Origin of the sequence: Alcanivorax sp. REN37 (genome assembly GCF_041102775.1) — a bacterium.
Classification (GTDB): domain Bacteria; phylum Pseudomonadota; class Gammaproteobacteria; order Pseudomonadales; family Alcanivoracaceae; genus Isoalcanivorax; species Isoalcanivorax beigongshangi.
The window spans coordinates 1,795,086-1,817,348 of the sequence record NZ_JBGCUO010000001.1 but is presented as its reverse complement, the minus strand read 5'-3'; the positions used below and the strand labels follow the sequence as shown (position 1 = coordinate 1,817,348).

Sequence of the window (22,263 nt, the reverse complement as noted above, 5' to 3'; positions counted from 1 at the left end):
GCGGCGTTTTTTATGTCAGCGGGTGAGCCAGTACTGCAGTCCGTACAGCCACAGCGTCACCAGCGGCAGCATCAGCACAAAGAACACGCCGTTCCAGCGCCACGCGACCTCGTAGGGCGAGCGCTTGATCATGTCGCTGAGAATGGTCAGCGATGCGGTGAAGGGGGAGCTGATCACCGCCAACGTCCACGCGCTCATCAACGCACAGGCCAGCACCACTGGCTCCAATCCAATCACGCGGGTGTCCGGGAACAGCGACGCCGCCAGTGTCACCGACACCAACGGATTGATACCAAACTGCGCCAGTAGCAGCACCAAGAACATCGCTACCACCGCGGCCAACACCCCGTGCAGACCAGAGGCCAATAGCCATTGCGCCAGCGCCTGCTGGTCGATCAGCGCGGTGATCACCACCCCGGCAAAGGCAGAGCCGCCGAGCATGGCCACTTCATTGCGGTTAGCGCCGAAAATCAGCCGGCTGTGGCGCACCAGTGTGCCGCTGGCGCGTCCAAAGCCAATGCCACCGCCAAGTCGCCGCCGCTGCATCGCCAGCCATGCCCAAGCAGACAGTGGACAGGCCACCAGTACCGCCACGGGCAAGCGCAGATCAAACAGCGCTCCGATCAGGAATACCGATGCGGTGACCAGTCCCGCCAGCAGGGTAAAACGCCCCAGCGGTGCCAGGGAGGCGGACGGCTTGTCGGTGGGCATCAACACTGCCAATTGGCGTGGTCGCTGCAGATAGTCCAGCAGCCAGCCGACCAAGAAGAACAGCATGCCCACTGGAATCGCTGCGGGCGCCAGATCGGCCCAGCGCAGGTACGGCATCGACGCCAGCACCACCGCCATGGTCACGCCCAGCGGCGACACCACCGGCGCCAGCGCAAAGCCACGTAAGATCGCCATCATCATGCGTCGCTCGCGGGCTTGCTGGATTTCCACGTGGCCGTGGGCGGCCTTGAGCGTGTTGCTGCGCTGCGCCATGGCGCCGAATAACCCCAGCACGCCGACGTTGATGATGATGCCGAACAGCGCGGTACCCAGCGACAGGATGGGATAGCGCCAGGTGGGTTTTTGCTGAATCAGCGCAGCACCGGCCTCACGCACCAGCCGTGAATGCTGGGCGGCCACCCGCAACATGCTCAACGAGGTCACAAAGGTGGCAAGGAAACAGGCGCTGTCGAGGGCGCGCAGGCTCAGTGCCACGCCGTCGTCATGGAAGCCGAGTACGCCCAGCGCCAGGCAGGCAGAAATGATCAGCAGGATGCGGGCAATGCGCGGCAGCCGTGGCCACTGCACGGCGAGGTAAGCGAGCAAGGCGGGGCGCGCCAGCCAAGCGCCGGCAGGGCTGCCGGCAATCACGAAAAGATAGGTGCCGACCATCACGGCCGGCAGCGAAAAATCCAGCGCCCGGCGGCTATGCCGGGCCAGTGTGGAAGCATTCAAGCCATCAACCTGCGGCGTCTTTCACCATGTTGCGGGCGATGACAATTTGCTGGATCTGGGTGGTGCCTTCATAGATGCGGAACAGGCGCACGTCGCGGTAAAAACGCTCCACTGCGTACTCGGCCATGTAGCCGCTGCCCCCATGGATTTGCACTGCCCGGTCCGCCACGCGCCCGACCATTTCGGAGGCGAACATCTTGGCGCAGGCCGACTCCAGACTGACCGATTGACCGGCATCTTTGCGGCGCGCTGCGTCCACCACCATTGAGCGGGCAGCATAGGCTTCCGCCCGCGAATCCGCCAGCATTGCCTGGATCAATTGGTGCTCCACGATCGGCTGGCCGAACTGACGGCGCTCCATGGCGTAACGCAGCGCATCGTCGATCAGACGCTCGGCGACGCCAACGCAAATCGCGGAAATATGCAGGCGCCCACGGTCGAGCACTTTCATGGCGGTCTTGAAACCCTGGCCTTCTTTCAGACCGATCAAGTTGGCCGCCGGCACCCGGCAATTTTCAAAAATGATGTCGCAGGTATGGGTACCTTGCTGGCCCATTTTACGGTCCGCCTTGCCGCGCAGGATGCCGGGCGTGTCGCCCTCCACCACAAACGCGGAAATGCCGCCGGCACCCTTGTTGTCTTGGTCGGTGCGTGCCATCACCGTGAACAGGCCGGCATGGGGGCCGTTAGTGATAAAGCGCTTGGTGCCATTGAGGATGTAGTGGTCGCCGTCGCGTTCGGCGCGGGTGCGCACACTGCTGGCGTCGGAACCGGCATCCGGCTCGGTCAGGCAGAACGAGCTGATCACCTCACCGGTGGCCAGTTGCGGCACGTACTTCTGTTTCTGTTCCTCGGTGCCGTCGATCAGAATGCCCTGGGCGCCGATGCCGTTGTTGGTGCCGAACAGTGAGCGGAAGCAGGGCGAGGTGCGGCCGAGCTCGAACGCCACCAGCACTTCCTCTTCCATGGTCAGCCCGAGGCCGCCGTATTGTTCTGGGATCGACAGGCCGAACAGGCCCATCTGTTTCATGTCGTTGACGATGTCGTCGGGGATGCTGTCTTGTTCTGATACTTGCTGTTCGATCGGCATCAACCGTTCGCGCACGAAGCGGGATACGGTGTCCAGCAGCTGATCAAGCAGGTCCTGGTCACGAATCATGGTGGCTTTCCGAAGTGTCTAAAACGAAGCGGGAGGGCAGCACTGCTGCCGCTTGAAAGGCACTCTGTCACGGTCTATTCTGCCGGTCAAGTTTTGCGGAACCATATTTCACCTAGCGGACAATGGTGCGATAAGAGGGCATTTCTGCCCCGCTGACCACTGCGTCACACCGTCTCCGCCCCGCCTGAATCGAACCCATTTGGAGGTTTCATGCTCGACGCTTATTTCTACGACGGCCTGCGTACGCCGTTTGGTCGCCACGGCGGTGCCTTAGCACCGGTACGCCCGGACGACCTGTTGGCCGAGGTGATCCGTGCGTTGGTGGCACGCAACGCCTTTGCCGCAGACCTCTATGAGGACGTGATTGCCGGCAACACCAACCAAGCTGGTGAAGACGCGCGCAACGTGGCGCGCCACGCGGGTCTGCTGGCCGGCCTGCCGGTGACGGTGGCTGGGCAGACCGTCAACCGCCTGTGCGGCAGTGGCTTGGCCGCCACTCTCGATGCAGCGCGCATGGTCAGCGTCGGTGAGGGCGAGCTGGTGATTGCCGCCGGTACCGAGAGCATGAGCCGCGCGCCGTTCGTGATGGCAAAAGCAGAAAGCGCCTTCAGCCGCGACCTGAAGATGTTCGATTCCACCATCGGCGCGCGCTTCCCCAACCCGCGCATTGAAGCCGAGTTCGGCGCCGATACCATGCCGGAGACCGCGCAGAACGTGGCCACCGAGCTGGGTATCAGCCGCGCCGACGCCGATGCCTTCGCCGCGCGCTCGCAAGCCCACTACGAGGCGGCGCGTGCCGCCGGCTTCTTTGTCGATGAGATCCTGCCAGTGTCGGTGCCGCAGGGCCGCAAGCAGCCGCCGAAAGACATCAGTGCGGATGAGCATCCGCGTGCGGGCACCGATGTCGAAGCGCTGTCGCGCCTGAAGCCGATCGTTGCCGGCGATGTCATCACCGCCGGCAACGCCTCTGGCGTTAACGACGGTGCCGGGGCGTTGATCATCGGCTCGCGCGCCGCTGGCGAGCGTGCGGGCGTCAAACCGCGTGCCCGGCTGCTGGCTGGTGCGGTGGCTGGTGTCGCGCCGCGGCTGATGGGCCTCGGCCCGGTGGAGGCGTCCACCAAAGCGCTGGCGCGTGCCGGCCTGACGCTGGCCGATATGGACGTGATCGAAATCAACGAAGCCTTCGCCGCCCAGGTGCTCGGCTGTGCCAAGCAACTGGGGCTTGCCTTCGATGACCCGCGTCTGAATCCTAACGGCGGCGCGATTGCGGTCGGCCATCCACTGGGTGCCTCTGGCATTCGGTTGGTGCTGACGGCGGTGCGGCAACTGGAGCGCAGCGGTGGCCGCTATGCGCTGGTGAGTCTGTGTATTGGTGTTGGCCAAGGCATTGCCCTGGTGATCGAGCGGAGTGAATGAGCATGACCCCTTTTGTTTGGGATGACCCCCTGCGGCTGGACCGCGCGCTGACCGAAGATGAGCGTCTGGTGCGCGATGCCGCCCACGACTACTGCCAGAGCCGGCTGATGACACGGGTATTGCAGGCCAACCGTCACGAGCAGTTCGATCGCGAGATCATGAACGAGATGGGCGAGCAAGGCCTGCTGGGGGCCACTGTGGCGGTGGAATACGGCGGTGCCGGTGTGAACCACGTCTGCTACGGGCTGGTGGCGCGGGAAGTGGAGCGCGTCGATTCCGGCTACCGCTCGGCCATGAGCGTGCAGTCGTCGTTGGTGATGTTCCCGATCGAGAGCTTTGGCAGCGAAGAACTGAAACAGCGCTTGCTACCAAAACTGGCCAGCGGCGAGTACGTCGGTTGCTTTGGTCTGACTGAGCCGGATCACGGCTCCGATCCGGGCAGCATGGTCACTCGCGCCGAGAAAGTGGACGGCGGTTATCGCCTCAGCGGCGCTAAGACCTGGATCACCAACGCCCCGATCGCTGATGTAGCAGTGGTGTGGGCCAAGCTCGATGGCGTCATCACCGGTTTTGTGGTGGAGCGCGGCGCGGAAGGCTTCAGCACCCCCACCATTGAAGGCAAGTTCTCACTGCGTGCTTCGATCACCGGTCAGATCCATCTCGACAACGTGTTCGTACCAGACGCCAACCGGCTGGCAGTGGACGGCCTCAAAGGCCCCTTCTCCTGCCTTAACAAAGCCCGTTACGGTATTGCTTGGGGCGCGCTCGGCGCGGCGGAGTTCTGCTGGCACGCGGCGCGTCAGTACACGCTCGACCGTAAGCAATTCGGTCGGCCGCTGGCGGCCACCCAATTGGTGCAGAAGAAGCTGGCCGACATGCAGACCGAAATCACTCTCGGGCTGCACAGCTGCCTGCAACTGGGCCGCTTGATGGACAGCGGCGACTGGTCGCCGGAGATGGTGTCACTGCTGAAGCGCAACAACTGCGGCAAGGCGCTCGACATTGCTCGCCAAGCCCGCGACATGCACGGCGGCAACGGCATCAGCGACGAATACCATGTGATCCGCCATGTGATGAACTTGGAAGCGGTTAACACCTACGAAGGCACCCATGATGTACACGCGCTGATCCTCGGCCGTGCGCAGACTGGTCTCGCCGCGTTCTGATTGACCATTGAAAGACGCGGTCACCGCCCCGGTATGGCTTCGCCTGCCGGGGCGGTGTTGTTAACGGCGTCAGCCGCGCGGCGACGCGCTCTGCGACGGCGGCCGCTGTGCGCTGACAGCCTCCACCCACACCGGGCACAGCCCCAGCAGCAGCACTAATAGCCAGAGCGTCCAACGTCCATTCATGGCAGTGCCTCCAATCCATATCGGCCCATCTGGTTGGCCAGATCGTTGCCCGCTGTGGGTAAGTAATCGGCGCGCTCCGGCAACCCATGCTGCGGTGTGATCCACAGCAGCAGCACCAACGTTGCCAGCGTCTGCCATAACCACCGTTCTTGCCGACGCGCGGCGTCCATCAAAGCGGTCCTGTTTTGCATGGTGTGCGGTACCCCCCGAAACCGCGGCGCGCGACCGCTAACCGGATTGGCCGTGCCTGGTCGCGCGACCCAGTATCGGCGCTGGTGGCGCTGGGCAGATTGGGACAACTCTCAAAGGCACTGCCGTCACCTCCGGTGCATGGCCAGAGAGCGCTTGACGCAACGCATGTTGTTAGGCGCTCGGGTTGGTTACTATGCGTGCAGACACGGTCTTTCCATTCCCGCGCAGGAACCCGGACTCCCCATGTATTCCCAGCCGTTTCACAACATCCTGCAGGCCTCGAAGTGGCTGCACGGCGTGGCGTTCGCGGTAGTGCCGTTGCTGCTGGCGTTGGCTCTGGTGCTGTTTCTCGGCGGCGCCCGACTGCTCGAACAGACTGAGGACAAAATTGGCCTCGATTTTTTTGCCCTCACTACCTACCTGAACTCCCAGAACAACTACTTGGCCAGCTTGCAGCAACGCAGCAGCGAGCCGTCGTGGGCGCCGCCGGCCCAGCGTGGCGACAGCCCGATGCGTGAGCCGGCCAGCGATGACGCGCCCTATGCGCTGCTGTGTGTAGAACCGGGCGCCTGCACGGGCAGCGCGGCGGGCCTGGCAGCCTGGGGCGAGGCGGTGTCGGCGTTGTACCTCAGCCATTGGTCGCGCTCTTATTACCCCGGCGTCACCACGTTGCTGTTGGATGGCCGCACGCCGCAGGTGGTGCTGGTGCCCGGATTCGACTGGCGCAACCGTGATGCGCTGTACACGCCGTCGGTGCTGGACGCAGTGGTGACGGAGCTGCAGCAGCAGCTGCACACCGCGCCGGGGGACGCGGTGCGCTGGCTGCCGCTGGCGGCCCTGCCTGATGCGGTGGCCGGCATCGTGCCTCTGGCCGGGCAGCGTGGCGACGCAGCGCCGTTGTACGCGGTGTCGACGTTCAGCCTGGCGCGCACCAGCCTGTTCCAGAACGTGTCAGAAACCCCCCTGTACGACCAGTTGTGGTTGCAGACCGCAGAGGGCACCACTGTTATCGGGCACGGCGCGCGACCGTCCACCCGGGGCGCACTCACATTGGGGTGGGACGGCATCGTGCTGGCGCTGGAGGATCACGACGGGGGTTGGCGCGGCGTCTATCGCATTAGTTATGGCACCTTCTTGCATGCTAATCCGCGGTTACCGTTGCTGGCATTGCTGCTGCTGGTGGTGGTGAGCGGGGCGGCGGCGCTGTATCTGCGTTGGCATCGGCGCCGGGTGTTGGAACCGGCGCGGCTAGCTCACCAAGAGTTGGTGGAAAGTGAAGCCTTCAATCGCACGCTGCTGGATACCGCGCCGGTGGGGCTGTGCGTGGTGACCCGTGGCGAAGGGCGCTTGGTGTTTTGCAACGCGCTGGCCCAGCAATGGCTGGGGCAGCAGCCATTGTCGCCGGGCGAGTTGCTGGCGCCGGGTGTGCTGCCGGCGGCAATTCTCGGCGCGAACGGGCCCGGCAAGTCGGAACCGTTGCAGCTTGGTGAGCGCTATGTGCAGGTGGTCTATGCGCCCACCCGCTATCAACAGCAGCCGGTGGTGCTCTGCACTTTTGTCGATATCAGCTCGCGGGTGCTGTACGAGCAGGAGCTGGAGCGGGCGCGGCAGGAGGCGGACAGTGCCAATGTTGCCAAGACCCGTTTCTTGGCGGCAGTCAGTCATGAGGTGCGCACGCCGCTGTACGGCATCATGGGCACCCTGGAACTGCTGGCGATGGCGCCGTTGGGCGAGGGCGAACGCCATCATTTGCGGCGTCTGGAGCACGCCTCGGCGCAGTTGATGCAGCAGATCAGCGATGTGCTCGATTTCACCAAAATCGAAGCCGGGCAGATGGCACTGCACGAAGAAGCGTTCAATGCTCGGCAGTTGCTGCAGGGCTGTGCTGACCAATACGCGGCGGCGGCGGCACGCAAAGGGCTGCTGCTGTTTGCTTGCATCGACCCGGCGGTGCCGGAATGGTTGTTGGGCGATGCAGGGCGCATCCGCCAAGTGCTCAACAATCTGCTCAGCAACGCGCTCAAATTTACCGGCTCCGGGCAAATCATTGCGCGGCTGTATTGCGAGCCGACCGCCGACGGCCGCTGGGCGCTGCGCTTCCAAGTGGCTGATAGCGGCAGCGGCATTTCCAGCGCTGATCAAGCGCAGCTGTTCGTGCCGTTTTTCCAGGCCGACCAAGGCGACACACCGCATTCCGGCACCGGCCTAGGGCTCAGCATTTGCCACAGCTTGGCGCAGCTGATGGGCGGCGAGATCCAGGTCACCAGCGAGCTGGGGTTGGGCAGCAGTTTCACCCTGGCGCTGACCCTGGCAGCGGGGGACTGCTCGCCGGCGCCGGTGCCAGCGCTGGCCGGGCTCAGTCTAGTGCTGCGCAGTCCGCACGCCGAATTGACGCGCAATGTCTGTCAATGGCTGCGCCAGTGGGGGGCCGACGCCACGGCGCTGGCCGCTACCGACACCGAAACACCATGCGCGGCGGAGTTCTTTGTTGAGGTGCTGGGCAGCGGCAATGCGCCGCCAGCGGGTGCCGGCCGGGTGGTGCAGGCGGGGCCGCTGTGGCACGACGTCGGCGACGGTGTCGATGTGCTGCCGGGCTATGGCGCCGAGGAGTTGGCAGAAGGATTACTGCGGCTGCAGCGGGCCGAAACCACATCGGTGGTGCTGACGCCCGCCGCCGAGCTGGGCCTGCGGGTGCTGGTAGCGGAAGACAATCCGATCAACCAGGCCACGCTGCGTGACCAGCTGCAGCAGCTCGGTTGCCGGGTAGTGGTGGTGGATGACGGTCGCGAGGCACTGCGCCAGTGGGCGCCAGAGCGGTTCGATGTGGTGCTCACTGACGTCAACATGCCGCACCTGAATGGCTACGGACTGACCCAAGCACTGCGTGAGCGTGGTGCCGAGCTGCCGATCATCGGTGTGACCGCCAATGCCATGCGTGATGAGCACCGCCGCTGCGCGGCGGCGGGTATGGATGCTTGGTTGGTGAAACCGATTGACCTGCACACGCTGCGTCGCTGCTTGCAGCGCGTGGTGCCCGAGGCGCCGGCCGCAACCGAGCGGCCTGACATCGCGCCGGCGGCGGCGCCATTGCCGCACGACGGCGGCGCCGACGCCGAAGTGCGTGCGGCCGCCTTGGCTGAGCTGGTCCGCATTGCGGACAAGAACCGCACGTTATTCCGCGATTGCATGCTGGCCGACGCCGGGGTATTGGCTGACGCCGCGGCGCAACAGGATAGCGACACCGCCCAGCAGCGGCTGCACCGAATCCATGGTGGCTTGCTGGCGGTGGGGCAGAGCCGTCTGGCCGCCGAGGTGGAGCAGGTGCGCCAGAGCTTTGAAGATCATGGCACGCCGGATTGGACTGCACTGCAGGCACTGGTGGCCCTGATCAATGACGTGGTCCACACCGGACTGCCCCAATAACAACGAGTGCCGACGGAACAGGGAAGAGGAACCGGGATGAAGAAGAAAATCGTATTTGCCGATGATCATCCATTGGTGTTGGCCGGGCTCAGTGACATGTTCGACCGCGACTTCGTATTTGATGTGGTCGGCACCGCCACCACCCCGTCAGAGCTGGTGGCGCTGGTGCAGGCACAGCAGCCAGACATCGCCATCACCGATTTTTCCATGCCCGGTGATGAGCAGTACGGTGATGGCCTCAAGTTCATCGATTACCTGATCCGCCATTTCCCCGACACCAAGGTGCTGGTGGTGACCATGGTGTCGAACCCGATGATCCTCGAATCCCTCTACCAGGCCGGCGTCGCCGGCGTGGTGCTCAAGTCCGACAACATGAATGCATTGCCCACCGCGTTGCAGCGCATCAGCCTCGGCCACACTTATACCCACCCAAGCTTGCAGCAAGCGCCACGCGCCAGTCATCGCGAAGACCCAGTGACCACGCTATCGCCACGGGAAATGGAAGTGCTGCGGCTGTTCGTCGGCGGCCAGTCGCTCAAGCAGGTGGCCGGTGAACTGCACCGCAGCATCAAGACGGTGAGCAATCAGAAGCGTTCGGCGATGCGCAAACTGAACCTGGACACTGACCAAGAGCTGATCTCATTTTGCCTGCGCCGCGAGCTGTTTTCCTGAGTCAGCACGGTTTGGGAATCGTCTGACCCCTACCGGGCAGGCACGCCATTAGCCTTGGGGCATGAGCTCCCCAATGGCACCTACCACATTGCAGACTCCACGCGTGCCGCAGCTGTCACTCGCCTTCCTGGTGGCGGCAGCAGCGGCGGTGTTGGTCAGCATCCTGATCGGCGGCGCGCTGTACTTCTACAGCGCCGCCAACAGCGTGGTGTCTGATTATCGGCGTGGCATGAACGCCGCAGCGTTCGATACCCAACTTTACTTTGATCGCCGGGAAGTGGTGCTGCGCTGGGTGGCTGCCAAGCTGTCCGCCGAAGCCGGCGGACTCAGCAATATCGACCACTTGTCATTGAGCGAACCGGAGCAGGATTACCTCTCCTCTCTGGGCCTGCGTCCGCTGCACACCGCTGCTGGCACCGGCGCCAGTCACTACTTGGATGGCGACGGCGCGCCATTGCCGGCGCCGCTGGGTGAGTGGGTGGTGAGCATCTTGGAACAGGTCGCGTCGCCCCGGCAGGCGGACGGCCTGCCAGTGATCCTTTGGCTCAGCGCTCCCAACGATCCGCAGCACCGGTTGTGGCTTTACACGCCCCTGGCGGCCGCGGACAGCGGTGCCGGCTGGCTGGGTATGGAAGTGAGCAGCGCAGCGCTGCGGCAGGCGTTGCACCAGCCGCAGGCATACTCGCCCAACTACCTGCTGGTAAACCCGCTGCGCCGGGCGATTCTCAAAAATGGTGACTTTCTTGCCGAAACCGAGGACCTCAGTGGACGTATGGAAGGCGTGCACGGGGATGATTTCCGCGTGGTGTGGCAGGGCCTGTGGCCGCGTTACCTGGCGCTCAACAAATGCATCGGTGAAGGCGGCTGGCGGGTGATTTATTACGTGCGCATCGGCGATTTGTTGGCGTTGGGCGCATTGCCGGTAACGCCGGTGCTGGCCACGGTGCTGGCGCTATGTGCGCTGGTGATCGTGGGGCTGGTAGTACTGCGGGGGCGCATTATCCGGCCGGCGCTACAGCAGCAGGCAGCGCTGCAGGAAAGCCAGCGTTTCACGCGCACCATTATTGAATCCTCGCCAGTGGGGCTGTGCTTGCTGCGCCGTGATGACGGCAGTGTGCTGCTCAGCAACCCGCAGGCGGAGCGCTGGCTGGCACACGACGATGGGCACTGGCTCCAGCAAGCGCTGGACAGCGCCGGCGGCGAGTTCGAGCGCGAACTGGCGGATGGCAGCGCGGTGCACTTGGAGTTGGTGCCGCTACGCTATCGCGGCATCGACACCGTGCTGTGTGCGGCACATGACATTTCCGCCATGAAAGCGGTGGAGGCATCGTTGCGCGATGCCAAGCGCAGCGCCGATGCCGCCAGTGCTGCCATGGCAGAGTTCGTGGCGGTGATGAGCCACGAGATCCGCACGCCGCTATTTGGGCTGATGGCCACACTTGAGCTGCTCGGCACCACCTCGCTCAATCAGGCCCAGCAGCAGCAATTACGCACACTGGAAAATACCTCCACGTTCTTGCTGCGCACCATCAACCAAACCCTCGATCTGTGCCGTATGGAAGCCGGTGAGGATGTGCTCAAGACACAGTCGTTCTCGCCACGCCATCTGGTGGAAGCGGTGGTGGCCAGCTACTCCGATCTGGCGCTGTCGAAGGGGCTGCGGTTGTACAGCCTGGTCGACGCAGAGGTCCCGGATGCCGTGCTGGGCGACGAACTGCGGCTGCGTCAGATCCTCAATAACGTGATGAATAACGCGATCAAGTTCACCGAGTCCGGGCAGGTGGTGCTGCGACTGACTGCCGTGGCAGATGCGGGCGAGCAGGTGCGGCTGCAATTCCAACTGGCGGATACTGGCCGTGGTATGTCGCCGGCGCTGCGCGATCGCTTGTTCGTGCGTTATAGCCGCGATGACGGCGATGACAGTAGCGGCGCCATGGCGGCGTACAGCGGCAGCGGCCTGGGTCTGTTCATCTGCAAACGGCTGGCAGCGCTGATGGATGCGCAGCTGTCGGTGACCAGCGAGCTTGGGCTGGGCACCAGCATCACGCTGGAGATCAGCTTGGTTTGCCAAGCCAGCGCTTCGCCACCGCGGCCGCGCTGGGGGCGGGTGTTTGTCAGCGGCCAGGCACAGGAAATGGTGGTGAACCTGTGTAGCTGGTTGCAGCGTTGGGGGCTGCGTGCATCACCGTACCACCCGGATGTGGGCATCGATCCGGATGCGGCCGGGGCGGTCCTGTTGCAGGCGTGGCCGCCGGCCGCGCGCACCCCAGTGTGGTCCGGCCGCCAGGTAGTGATGCGCCCACTCGGGCAGTGGCCATCGCAGCCAGCGTCATCCTGGCTGCGTTATTGCAGCGCCTACGATCTTGATGGCGTGCGCCAGGCCCTGGAGCGACCGTGGAGCCTGCCGGCACCCAGCCTGCCGGCGGAGTTGCCGCAGGTTCCGGCGCGGGTGCTGGTGGTGGATGACAACCCGCTCAACCGCCAAGTACTGCGTGAGCAATTGGCGCAGCTCGGTTGCCAAGCGCTGATCGCCGACAGCGGCGCCCAAGCGTTGGCGCTGGCGGCGCGCCATCAGTTGGACGTGGTGCTCACCGACATCAACATGCCGGAAATGGACGGCTATACGCTGGCCCAACAGTTGCGCCAGCAGGGCTTCCAGCAACCCATCTATGGTGTCACTGCGTTGCTCCAGGAGCGCCACCACAACGGAATGCCACACCCGAGCATGACTGCGCTGCTGGCGCGGCCGCTGTCGATCCCGCAATTGGCGCGGTTGTTGGCGGACGCGCTGCGGGCGCAATCGTGAACGGCAACAACGATAGCCCCGGCGCTGGCCGGGGCGCGGACAGGTTGAAGCCGGGGGGCTGACGGCAGCCGCCGCAGAAGCGGTTGCCGTGGACCGCCGCCATCGGCGCTGGCCTCAGCGCTCGGTGGTGGAATTGGGCACTTTGCCCAACCACTGCAGCAGGTCGCCACGGGCTTCCTGCTGGCAGTGGTCATTCAATATTTCGTGGCGGCCGTCGTATTGAGTCAGGGTCACCTGTTCGGCACCGGCGCGGCGCAAGTGGCGAGCCAGGGCGACCATACCTTTGCCATGGCGGCTCATGGGATCGCCACGGCCCCCCATCAACCAGATCGGCAGTGATGACGGCAACCGCGCTAGCCCGGCCGGGCTGTGCACCGTCACCAGCGCGCTGAGCAGGTCATGCCACAGCTGGGTGCTGCAATCGAAGCCGCACAGCGGGTCGGCCAGATAGGCATCCACGGTCGCGGGGTCGGTGCTGAGCCAATCGAATTCGGTGCGGCGCGGGTGAATGCTGCGCGCCCAAGTATCGAAAGTCAGTTTGCTGATCAGAGGGCTGCTGCCGCGCGCGCCGGCACGCCAGCGGGCCCAGCTGATCGGCAGCAGTGCCAACCGGTAGCGCAGCGCGGTGTCGTGGTTGCTGCCGCACAGCACCAGCGCCTGCGGGGCGCGGTCGTGGCCGCAGCGTTCGGCATAGGCGAGCGCCACAAAGCTGCCCATGCTGTGGCCACCGAGCACATAGGGCAGGCCGGGGAAGCGCGGCGCCAGGTGATCGCGTACCCGCTGCACGTCGCTGAGCACTGCATCCCAGCCTTCACGGTCACCGAAATGTCCCAGCGGCGCGCTGTCACTGATCGAGCCGCCGTGGCCGCGATGGTCATGGACACACAGGTGCCAGCCGGCACTGTTCAGCGCTGCGGCCAGCGCTTCATAACGGCCGCCATGCTCGGCCATGCCGTGACACCAGTGCACGATACCGCGCGCTGCGCCGTTGCTGGTCCACAAGCGCACGCAGACACGATGGCCGCCGGGGGCGTCGATGAAGAAGGGGACAGCGGGCGGCGTCGTCGACGTCGTCATGACAGCAAGCTCCTGAACGGGGGCGGGGATGAAGGCCACAAAGTGCGCGATTTGTGACAGGGGGTCAAGGTGGCCGCGCAGCGCTATAATCGCCGCTCCTGCCAGTACCGGAGACTGTCCCGTGATTGACTACCGCATCCGCCCGTTGCGCCCCGAAGCCCACCTGTTCGAGGTGACCCTGACGCTGGCGCAGCCGATGCCGGAAGGGCAGCACCTGTCATTGCCGGCGTGGATTCCCGGCAGCTACATGATTCGCGATTTCGCCCGCCACGTGGTGGCCTTCGACGCGCACAGCAACGGTCAGCCGTTGGATTGGGCCAAGGTGGATAAACACACCTGGGCGCTGGTGCCCTGCACCGGGCCGCTGACGGTGCGCATTGAGGTTTATGCCTGGGATCTGTCGGTGCGCGGCGCGCACTTGGATACCACCCACGGCTACTTCAACGGCCCCTGCATGTTTCTGGCGCCGCACGGACTGGAAGACCAGCCATGTCGCATCACCATCGAAGCGCCAGCCGGAGAACAGTACGCCGATTGGCGCTTGGCTACCGGGCTACGCCGCATCAGCGGCGCCGAAGATGGTTTCGGTAGTTTCGAGGCCGACAACTACGATGCGCTGCTAGACCATCCAGTGGAGATGGGCCGCTTCGACGAAGCCCGTTTTGACGCCTGCGGGGTGCCGCATCGGGTGGTGCTCAGCGGCCGTCACCATGCTGATCTGCCGCGCCTGTGCGATGACCTGAAACGGATCTGCGAATACCAGATTCGGCTGTTCGGTGAGCCGGCGCCGATGGACGATTATCTGTTCATGACGCTGGTGACCGGTGACGGTTACGGCGGTCTGGAACACCGCAACTCCACCAGCCTGATGTGCAGCCGCAATGACTTGCCGCGCGCCAGCGACGGTACGCGCGTGCGCGATGCCTATCGCAGCTATCTCGGCTTGTGCAGCCACGAGTACTTCCATACCTGGAACGTCAAACGCATCAAGCCGGAGGCATTCACCCCCTACAACCTGCGCGAAGAAAACTACACCGAGCAGCTGTGGGCGTTCGAAGGCATTACCAGTTATTACGACGACCTGACGCTGGTGCGTACCGGCCTGATCAGCGTCGACAGCTATCTGGAGCTGGTCGGACAAACTCTGTCGCGGGTCGAACGTGGCAGCGGCCAGCGTCGGCAAAGCGTGGCGGAGTCCAGCTTCGATGCCTGGACCAAGTTCTACAAAGCCGATGAAAACGCCAGCAATGCGGTGGTGAGCTATTACGCCAAGGGCGCATTGGTGGCACTGGCGTTGGACCTAACCTTGCGCCAACGCAGCGGCGGCGAGCGGTCGTTGGATGATGTCATGCGGCTGCTGTGGCAGCGCCACGGCCAAACCGGCATCGGCGTGCCGGAGCAGGGCATCCAGGCGCTGGTGGCCGAAGTCGCTGGCGAAACGCTGGACGACTTTTTCCAACCGGCCTTGTACGGCACCGACTCATTGCCGCTGGAAACTCTGCTCAGCCAGTGCGGCGTGCAAGTTGAGTGGCGCGCGCCGGCCGGTCACGGGGATCTGGGCGGCAAGCCGGCGGCGGCCGCTGCGGTCAGTCTTGGGGTGCGGGTGGCCGACGAGGTGCAGGGCGCCCGCATTGCGGTGGCGTTTGACCAAGGCGCGGCCATGGCGGCCGGGTTGTCCGCCGGGGATGTGCTGGTGGCGCTGGATGGATTGCGAGTGGATGCCCGCCGGTTGGATGACATGCTCAGCGTTTACCAGCCCGGTGACCGGGTGCAGGTGCACGCATTCCGCCGTGATGAATTGATGTGCTTCGAAGTGCTGCTGCAGCCTGGTGAGGCGTCGCTGGCGGTGCTGTCGGTGTCGCCGGCAGGTCTCACCGAAGCCGGTCAGCGCTGGCTGCACCAATAATGGGGCAGGACACCGATTCGGCGCCGTCTCTGGCGGCGCTGCGGGCACTATTGCCCGATGCCATGCGGGTGGATGCGGTGCGCGCCGGCAAGGCGCTGCGCCGTTTGGCGCGGCAGGATGATGCGCGCCGTCGCCAAACGCTGGGACGCCAGTTGCAGGCTTCGGTGGCGCGGCGCGCGGCCCGCGCCGCCCAGCCACTGCAGTTGAACTGGCCAGACCTGCCCGTAGTGGCACGGTTGGACGACTTGCGTGAGGCGATCAGCCAACACCAGGTAGTGGTGGTGGCCGGAGAGACCGGCTCCGGCAAGACCACCCAGCTGCCGAAGATCTGTTTGGCGTTGGGGCGCGGCCAAGCCGGCCTGATTGGCCACACCCAACCGCGCCGGTTGGCGGCGCGGGCGGTGGCGGGGCGGTTGGCAGAAGAACTGGGCAGCAGTCTCGGCGACATGGTCGGCTACAAGGTGCGATTTCAGGACCAAGTCAGTGACAACAGCCTGATCAAAGTGATGACCGACGGCATGTTGCTGGCGGAAATACAGCACGACCGCTCGCTCGACCAGTACGATACGCTGATCATCGATGAGGCCCATGAACGCAGCCTCAATATCGATTTCCTGCTCGGTTACCTGCGCCAGTTGTTGCCGCAGCGACCGGATCTAAAAGTCATCATTACCTCCGCCACCATCGACCATGAGCGTTTTGCCGCCCATTTCGGCGGCGCGCCGGTGATCGAGGTTTCCGGCCGCACTTTTCCGGTGGAGCTGCGCTACCGGCCGGTGCCGGAGGATGGCGAGCGTGATCTACGCCGCGACGTGGAAGACATCCTGCGCGAGATCGAACGTGAGGAGCGCGGCGCGGTACCGCCGGCCCGTGATGTGCTGGTGTTCCTCAGTGGCGAGCGTGATATCCGCGAGTTGCACCACCATTTGCGTCGCTGCGAGTTCCGCGACACTGAAATCCTGCCGCTGTATGCGCGCCTCAGCCAGCAGGACCAGCTGCGCATCTTCCGGCCCCATCGCGGGCGGCGTGTGGTGCTGGCGACCAACGTCGCCGAAACCTCGTTGACGGTGCCTGGCATTCGCTACGTGATCGACGCCGGCACCGCCCGTATCAGCCGCTACAGCGTGCACAGTAAGGTGCAGCGTCTGCCGGTGGAGCCGGTGTCGCAGGCCAGTGCTGCCCAGCGTGCCGGCCGCAGCGGGCGGGTGATGCCCGGTATTTGTTTCCGGCTCTACAGCGAAGAAGACTTTCTCGGCCGACCAGCGTTCACCGACCCGGAAATCCGCCGCACCAACTTGGCGGCGGTAATCCTGCAGATGTCATCGCTGGGACTGGGTGACCTGGAAGCCTTTCCGTTCCTGGATCCGCCCGATGGGCGTCTGGTGCGCGATGGTTATCGACTGCTGGAAGAACTGGGTGCGCTGGACCACGGCGGGCTGACCCCACTCGGCCGCCAGCTGGCGCAACTGCCGCTGGACCCGCGCCTCGGCCGCATGGTGCTGCGCGCGGCGGAATTGGGCGCGCTGCGGGAAGTGCTGGTGATTGTGGCCGCGCTCGGCAGCCAAGACCCGCGTGACCGGCCCCATGAACTGCAACAGCAGGCTGACCAAAAGCACCAACCGTTCACCGACAAAAGTTCCGACTTCTTGCTGTTTTGGAACCTGTGGCAGTGGGCGGCGGAACAACGGGCGGCGCTGAGCCGCTCGCAGTACGAGAAATTGCTGCAGAAGACCTTCCTGTCTCCGCTGCGGATGCGGGAGTGGCGTGAAACCCATCATCAGTTATTGCTGTTGTGCCGGGCGCTGCAATTGCCGCTGGCGGAGCAGCCGGCGACTCCCGATGCCATTCACCGCTCGCTGCTGGCCGGTCTGCTTGGCCACGTGATGAAACGCACTGAGGAAGGCGAGTGGCTGGCCACCCGTAACCGCAAGCCACTGCCGTGGCCGGGTTCGGCGTTGTCACGCACCAAGGCGCCGTGGTTGATGGCAGCGGAAATGATCGACACCAGCCGCTTGTTCGCCCGCTGTCTGGCGCAAATCCAGCCGGAATGGATCGAGCAGGAAGGGGCGCACCTGATCAAACGCCAGTACCTGGAACCCTACTGGTCGAAGAAACACGGGGCGGTGTGGGCCAAGGAACAAGTCAGTCTGTTCGGCCTGTTGTTGGTGTCCGGCCGCCGGGTGCACTACGGCCCCCATGATCCGCCGTTGGCGCGCGAACTGATGATCCGCGAAGGATTGGTGGGGGGCGCGCTACCACGACTGCCGGATTTCGTGCGCCTCAATCAGGCCCGCCGCAGCGCGTTGGAGCAGTTGGAGCACAAGCTGCGCCGTCGGGATGTGCTGGCCGACGATGATGACCTGTACGAGTTTTACCACCAGCGGCTGCCGCAACCGCTACCGAGCCTGCGCCATCTGGAAAGCTGGTACCGCAACGCGGAGGCGGCCGAGCGAACGGCGCTGTTGATGAGCGACGACGACTTGTTGCGCCGTGACCCGGTGCTGGGGGCCGCCGCGTTCCCTGATCAGTTGCAATGGGGCGAACTGGCGTTGCCGCTGCAATACCGTTTCGATCCCACCGGCGAGCGCGATGGGGTCACGCTGACGGTGCCGGTGGCGGCGCTCAAGCAACTCACTGATGAGCGGTTGGACTGGCTGGTGCCGGGCTTGCTGCGTGACAAGCTGGAGGCCCTGTTGCGTGGGCTGCCGAAAGCGCGCCGGCGTGCGTTTGTGCCGGTGCCGGACTTCGTCAATGCCGCACTCGACCGACTGACGGTGGGCGAGGGCGCACTGCTGCCGGCGCTGACTCAGGTGTTGGCGCGCATCACCGGCGTGCGCATTGAATTAGAAGAGTGGCAGGCGGTGGCGCTGCCGGAGCACCTGCGCTTCCACCTGCAAGTGGTGGATGGCGACCGCATCCTTGATGAGGGGCGGGATCTGGCGGCACTGCAAGCACGTTGGGGCGATCGGGCCCAAGATGTGCTGGCTACAGTGGCGGCACCGGAACCGGTGTCGGCCGATGACTGGGTGTTCGGGACCTTGGCAGACAACCTCAGTCAGCGTCACGGCGGCATGACCGTCACGAGCTACCCGGCGCTGCAGGATGATGGCAAGCAAGTTACTTTGGGCCACTTTGCCCGCAGCGAGGAAGCCCAGTGGCAGCATCGCTGGGGCGTAGCGAGGCTGCTGGCCTTGCGGCAGGGCGAATCGCTGCGGTTGCTGCGCCGCTTTGCCGGCCAGCAGCCAGGGTTCCAGAAAATGGCAGCGGAGCGCTCGCCCCTGGCCCAGCGAGTGCTGGACGACGCTCTGCTGCGGGCGGTCGCACAGCATTTTTCTGGATTGGAACACGTGCGCGATGAAGCAGCGTTCCGAGCGCTGTGGCAACAGGGCCGCGGCAGTTTGGTGCCGGCGGCAGAGCAATGGCTGCGTCAGTGGGGCGAGCTGCTGGCCAGTTACCGCACATTGATGGCGCGGCTGGAGAAGAATTTCCCACTGGCCTGGGCCCATGCTCACCGCGATCTGAAGCAGCAGTTGGCGGGCCTGTTCCCGCCCACGGTGCTGCGTGATACCCCGGCGCAAGCGCTCGCCGAATACCCGCGTTACCTGCACGCCATCAGCCTGCGGTTGGACAAGCTCGGCGGCCAGCTCAATAAGGACCGCGCTTGGGCACAGGAATTGGAAGGGCTGTGGGAGCAATATCAGCTGCGCGCGGGTGACCGGCCGCTGTGGCAGCAGTCACCGGCGCTGGCGGAATACCGCTGGCTGCTGGAAGAATACCGGGTCAGCCTGTTTGCCCAGCAGCTCGGCACCCGAGTGCCGGTGTCGCCGAAACGGTTGCGCCAGCATTGGGAGACCTGTTGAGTTGCTGACAAAGGCTTTTGCGAAACCGGCACCGAGGCGCAATAATCGCCGATTACATTTTTCTGTGCGGACGCCCACGAGGCGTCCGCCAAGCACGAGGTATGCGTTGTGGCACAGCAGGCAGTGGTAATCAGCGGGACCGGGCTTTGGACCCCGGAGTTGTCGATCAGCAATGAAGAGCTGGTGGCATCGTTCAACCGCTATGTGGAGCTTTACAACAGCCGCAATGCGGCCGCCATCGAGGCCGGTGAACTGGTGGCCTTGCAGCCCTCCAGCGCCGAGTTCATCGAGAAAGCGTCCGGCATCAAGGCCCGTTACGTGCTCAACAAAGACGGCGTGCTGGACCCGGAGCGCATGGCACCGCGCATTGCCGAGCGCAGCGATGACGACATCTCGGTGCAGGCGGAAATGGCCGTGAAGGCCATTCAGCAGGCGCTGGCCGCTGCGGGCCGCACCCCCGCTGACGTCGATGCGATACTGGTGGCGTGTTCCAATATGCAACGCCCGTACCCGGCGATGGCCATCGAAGTGCAGCACTACCTAGGCATGGAAGGCGGCTGGGGCTACGACATGAACGTGGCCTGTTCCGCGGCCACCTTCGGGCTGCAAGCGGCGGTCAACGCCATTCAATCCGGCAATGCCCGTTGCGTGGTGGTGGTGAATCCGGAAATCTGCTCGGCGCACTTGGCTTGGGAAGACCGCGATTGCCACTTCATCTTCGGTGACGTGGCCACCGCGTTGGTGCTGGAAGCGCGCGAAGACGCCACTTCCGACAATCAGTGGGAAGTGCTCGGCAGCAAGCTGCAGACCAAGTTCTCCAACAACATCCGCAACAACTTCGGCTTCCTCAACCGCGGTGATGAAGCCGGCATTGGTGCCCGCGACAAGCTGTTCCGCCAGGAAGGTCGCAAGGTGTTCCGCGAGGTGTGTCCGATGGTGGCCGAGCAGATCAGTACCCATCTGCAGGAGTTGGAGCTGGCCCCGGATGCGCTCAACCGTATGTGGCTGCACCAAGCCAACCTCGGCATGAACCAGTTCATCGCCCGCAAGGTGCTCGGCCGTGACGCCACGCTGGAAGAAGCGCCGGTGATCTTGGACGAATACGCCAACACCAGTTCGGCCGGCTCGATCATTGCGTTCCACAAGTACAATGCCGACCTGCCGGCTGGGGCGCTGGGTGTGATTTGTTCGTTCGGTGCGGGCTACTCCGCCGGGTCTATTATCCTGCGCAAGTGTTGAACACCACCAATCAGTCCCGGGCTGCACGGCAGTCCGGGCCGGGGAGAGCATGGCGATGAACGGCGGCGTATGGCACCGGTGGGCAGCACTTGGATTGCTGCTGGTTTCCTCGGCGGCATGGTCTGCGGCAACGCCGGCAGAGCCGGCGCTGTTGCCGGTACCGCCTGCCCATCCCCAGGACCCGTGGGAACACTTCAACCGCCGCATATTCGGTTTCAACGATGTGGTGGACCGCTATGCGGCGCGGCCGGTGGCGGTGACCTACCAGAAGGTCACGCCGGGCTTCATCCGCCGTTCGATCAGCCGTTTCTACGACAACTTCAAAGATCTTCGCAGCGGCGTGAATGACCTGTTGCAAGGTGAGTTGGGGGATGCCGGCAAGAACTTCAGCCGTTTTGGTCTCAATACCACGCTGGGCGTCGGCGGCCTATTTGATGTGGCCACCAGCGCCGGTGTGGAAAAGCGACCGACCGATTTTGGCACCACCTTGGCCCACTGGGGCGTGCCGCAGGGGCCCTACATTATGCTGCCGTTGCTAGGGCCGAGCACGCCGCGGGATGCGGCCGCCATCGTTCCTGATGGCTACTTCGCCTTCAACTCCCAGGTCCGCCATCGGCGCACCTACTGGAGCCTGTGGGGCGTCTACATGCTCAATTACCGCGCCGAGTTGCTTGATTATGAGGGCGTCATCACCGGCGACCGCTATGCCTTCATCCGTGACTATTACCTGCGCAACCGGGCGCTGATGGCCGGTGAGCACAATGTCGATGACGACTTCGATTTCAGCAGCGGCGTCGACAGTGATGATGACGATGATTGGTGAGCCGCTTGCCTGAACAACAAGGCCCCGCACTGCGGGGCCTTGTTGTTTGTGGGCGTCGGCGAATCAGCGCTGAGGCGGGGATGGATGACTGCTGCTGTCCGGCGGCAGCCCGCGCTGGCCGCTGGCCACTTGGTTCAGCGCGGCCGGATCGCGCAGTTCAACACTGCGGTAGCGCAGCGTGACCCAGCCGGCCGCTTCCATCCGTTTCAGCAGCCGGTTCACCTGTTGGCGCGAGCTGTTCAGCATCTGCGCCAGTGATTCCTGCGACAACGTTACCCGCTGCACATTACTGGGGCGGCTGCTCTGGCCGTAGTTGCGCGCGTGCATCACCAGTCGTTTGGCCAGCCGCGCCGCCAGTGGCAGCAAGGTGGTGTCTTCCTGCAGTGAGAACGACAGCCGCAACCGCCGGCACAGTAGTTCGGTGAACACCGGGTACAGCGCCGGGAACTGCACCAGCAATTGGTGGAAGGCGGCACGCGGGATCAGCAACAGCTCGGTGCTGCCGCGGGCGTGGGTATCGTGGGAACGTGGCAGGCCGTCGAACATCGACACCTCGCCAAACCAGCTGCCTGGGTTGAGCACGGCCAGCACGGCTTCGCGGCCTTCGGCGCTGAAGTTGCTGATGCGGGCGCTGCCACGCAGCAAGCCGTAAAGGCCGTCAGGAGCGTCACCACGGGCATAGATGCAGTCGCCGTCTGCCAGTTGGCGGCGCCGGCCTTGCTGCTCCAGCGCCGCCAGCACCGGCGGCGGCAAGCGGCCCAGCAGCCGATTGTCTTGGAACAGTAACCGTTGTTCGGCACTGCTAAGGCGGGCTGGGATTGTCGTCGATGTGACAGTTTCGGGCTCGGTCACTGACTAGACTGCTCCTCAAGTGGTGGTGCGCAGGCACCGC

General features: G+C 64.4%; 14 protein-coding genes. 9 read left to right on the top strand and 5 right to left on the bottom strand.

The features are described from left to right. Nucleotides 1–15: 15 nt before the first annotated feature. Nucleotides 16–1,446 carry a hypothetical protein gene (locus AB5I84_RS08220; protein ID WP_369455370.1) on the bottom strand — a complete coding sequence of 477 codons (1,431 nt, stop codon included), beginning with the start codon at nucleotides 1,444–1,446 and terminating at the stop codon, nucleotides 16–18. Between the two features lie 4 nt (nucleotides 1,447–1,450). Next, complete coding sequence (locus AB5I84_RS08215; protein WP_369455369.1) at nucleotides 1,451–2,605, bottom strand: acyl-CoA dehydrogenase family protein; 1,155 nt, start codon at nucleotides 2,603–2,605, stop codon at nucleotides 1,451–1,453. A 210-nt stretch (nucleotides 2,606–2,815) separates the two neighbouring features. Here AB5I84_RS08215 and AB5I84_RS08210 point away from each other — a divergent pair, with 210 nt between their 5' ends. Next, nucleotides 2,816–4,021: a 3-oxoadipyl-CoA thiolase gene (locus tag AB5I84_RS08210; protein WP_369455368.1), complete on the top strand. Its 1,206-nt coding sequence runs from the start codon at nucleotides 2,816–2,818 to the stop codon at nucleotides 4,019–4,021. A 2-nt stretch (nucleotides 4,022–4,023) separates the two neighbouring features. After that, complete coding sequence (locus tag AB5I84_RS08205) at nucleotides 4,024–5,187, top strand: acyl-CoA dehydrogenase (RefSeq protein WP_369455367.1); 1,164 nt, start codon at nucleotides 4,024–4,026, stop codon at nucleotides 5,185–5,187. Nucleotides 5,188–5,369: 182 nt separating this feature from the next. Here the strand turns inward: AB5I84_RS08205 and AB5I84_RS08200 are convergent, their stop codons facing one another. Further along, nucleotides 5,370–5,543 carry a hypothetical protein gene (locus AB5I84_RS08200; RefSeq protein WP_369455366.1) on the bottom strand — a complete coding sequence of 58 codons (174 nt, stop codon included), beginning with the start codon at nucleotides 5,541–5,543 and terminating at the stop codon, nucleotides 5,370–5,372. A gap of 265 nt (nucleotides 5,544–5,808) precedes the next feature. On the opposite strand from AB5I84_RS08200, the gene AB5I84_RS08195 reads away from it, so the two are divergent. From AB5I84_RS08195 to AB5I84_RS08185, 3 genes are all read left to right on the top strand, one after another. Then, complete coding sequence (locus AB5I84_RS08195; RefSeq protein WP_369455365.1) at nucleotides 5,809–8,988, top strand: hybrid sensor histidine kinase/response regulator; 3,180 nt, start codon at nucleotides 5,809–5,811, stop codon at nucleotides 8,986–8,988. A gap of 36 nt (nucleotides 8,989–9,024) precedes the next feature. After that, a complete protein-coding gene (locus AB5I84_RS08190) occupies nucleotides 9,025–9,660 on the top strand; it encodes a response regulator (protein ID WP_369455364.1) in 636 nt (211 codons plus the stop codon). A gap of 73 nt (nucleotides 9,661–9,733) precedes the next feature. Beyond that, nucleotides 9,734–12,466, top strand: coding sequence for an ATP-binding protein (locus AB5I84_RS08185; protein ID WP_369455363.1), 2,733 nt, complete (start codon nucleotides 9,734–9,736; stop codon nucleotides 12,464–12,466). Nucleotides 12,467–12,580: 114 nt separating this feature from the next. Here AB5I84_RS08185 and AB5I84_RS08180 read toward each other — a convergent pair whose 3' ends face one another. Further along, complete coding sequence (locus tag AB5I84_RS08180; protein ID WP_369455362.1) at nucleotides 12,581–13,543, bottom strand: alpha/beta fold hydrolase; 963 nt, start codon at nucleotides 13,541–13,543, stop codon at nucleotides 12,581–12,583. Nucleotides 13,544–13,664: 121 nt separating this feature from the next. On the opposite strand from AB5I84_RS08180, the gene AB5I84_RS08175 reads away from it, so the two are divergent. The 4 genes from AB5I84_RS08175 (at nucleotide 13,665) to AB5I84_RS08160 (ending at nucleotide 21,371) form a co-directional block, all read left to right on the top strand. Further along, the gene (locus AB5I84_RS08175) at nucleotides 13,665–15,449 is read left to right on the top strand and encodes a M61 family metallopeptidase (protein ID WP_369455361.1); all 1,785 of its coding nucleotides are present in this window, start codon (nucleotides 13,665–13,667) and stop codon (nucleotides 15,447–15,449) included. Next, on the top strand, nucleotides 15,449–19,309 hold the full coding sequence (hrpA, locus tag AB5I84_RS08170; RefSeq protein ID WP_369455360.1) for an ATP-dependent RNA helicase HrpA: 3,861 nt from the start codon (nucleotides 15,449–15,451) through the stop codon (nucleotides 19,307–19,309). The genes AB5I84_RS08175 and hrpA overlap by 1 nt, the downstream gene beginning before the upstream one ends. Before the next feature lie 108 nt (nucleotides 19,310–19,417). Continuing rightward, nucleotides 19,418–20,548, top strand: a complete 1,131-nt coding sequence (locus AB5I84_RS08165; protein ID WP_369455359.1) for a beta-ketoacyl-ACP synthase III — start codon at nucleotides 19,418–19,420, stop codon at nucleotides 20,546–20,548. 55 nt (nucleotides 20,549–20,603) lie between these two features. Continuing rightward, nucleotides 20,604–21,371: an MlaA family lipoprotein gene (locus tag AB5I84_RS08160; RefSeq protein ID WP_369455358.1), complete on the top strand. Its 768-nt coding sequence runs from the start codon at nucleotides 20,604–20,606 to the stop codon at nucleotides 21,369–21,371. Nucleotides 21,372–21,434: 63 nt separating this feature from the next. Here AB5I84_RS08160 and AB5I84_RS08155 read toward each other — a convergent pair whose 3' ends face one another. Beyond that, nucleotides 21,435–22,223: a Crp/Fnr family transcriptional regulator gene (locus AB5I84_RS08155; protein WP_369455357.1), complete on the bottom strand. Its 789-nt coding sequence runs from the start codon at nucleotides 22,221–22,223 to the stop codon at nucleotides 21,435–21,437. Between the last annotated feature and the right edge of the window lie 40 nt (nucleotides 22,224–22,263).

What these genes read in the sequence shown, in the direction of transcription:
- AB5I84_RS08215 (WP_369455369.1), bottom strand. Translation starts at nt 2,605, where the DNA reads ATGATTCGTGACCAGGACCTGCTTGATCAGCTGCTGGACACCGTATCC.
- AB5I84_RS08210 (WP_369455368.1), top strand. Translation starts at nt 2,816, where the DNA reads ATGCTCGACGCTTATTTCTACGACGGCCTGCGTACGCCGTTTGGTCGC.
- AB5I84_RS08205 (WP_369455367.1), top strand. Translation starts at nt 4,024, where the DNA reads ATGACCCCTTTTGTTTGGGATGACCCCCTGCGGCTGGACCGCGCGCTG.
- AB5I84_RS08200 (WP_369455366.1), bottom strand. Translation starts at nt 5,543, where the DNA reads ATGGACGCCGCGCGTCGGCAAGAACGGTGGTTATGGCAGACGCTGGCA.
- AB5I84_RS08195 (WP_369455365.1), top strand. Translation starts at nt 5,809, where the DNA reads ATGTATTCCCAGCCGTTTCACAACATCCTGCAGGCCTCGAAGTGGCTG.
- AB5I84_RS08190 (WP_369455364.1), top strand. Translation starts at nt 9,025, where the DNA reads ATGAAGAAGAAAATCGTATTTGCCGATGATCATCCATTGGTGTTGGCC.
- AB5I84_RS08185 (WP_369455363.1), top strand. Translation starts at nt 9,734, where the DNA reads ATGGCACCTACCACATTGCAGACTCCACGCGTGCCGCAGCTGTCACTC.
- AB5I84_RS08180 (WP_369455362.1), bottom strand. Translation starts at nt 13,543, where the DNA reads ATGACGACGTCGACGACGCCGCCCGCTGTCCCCTTCTTCATCGACGCC.
- hrpA (WP_369455360.1), top strand. Translation starts at nt 15,449, where the DNA reads ATGGGGCAGGACACCGATTCGGCGCCGTCTCTGGCGGCGCTGCGGGCA.
- AB5I84_RS08160 (WP_369455358.1), top strand. Translation starts at nt 20,604, where the DNA reads ATGAACGGCGGCGTATGGCACCGGTGGGCAGCACTTGGATTGCTGCTG.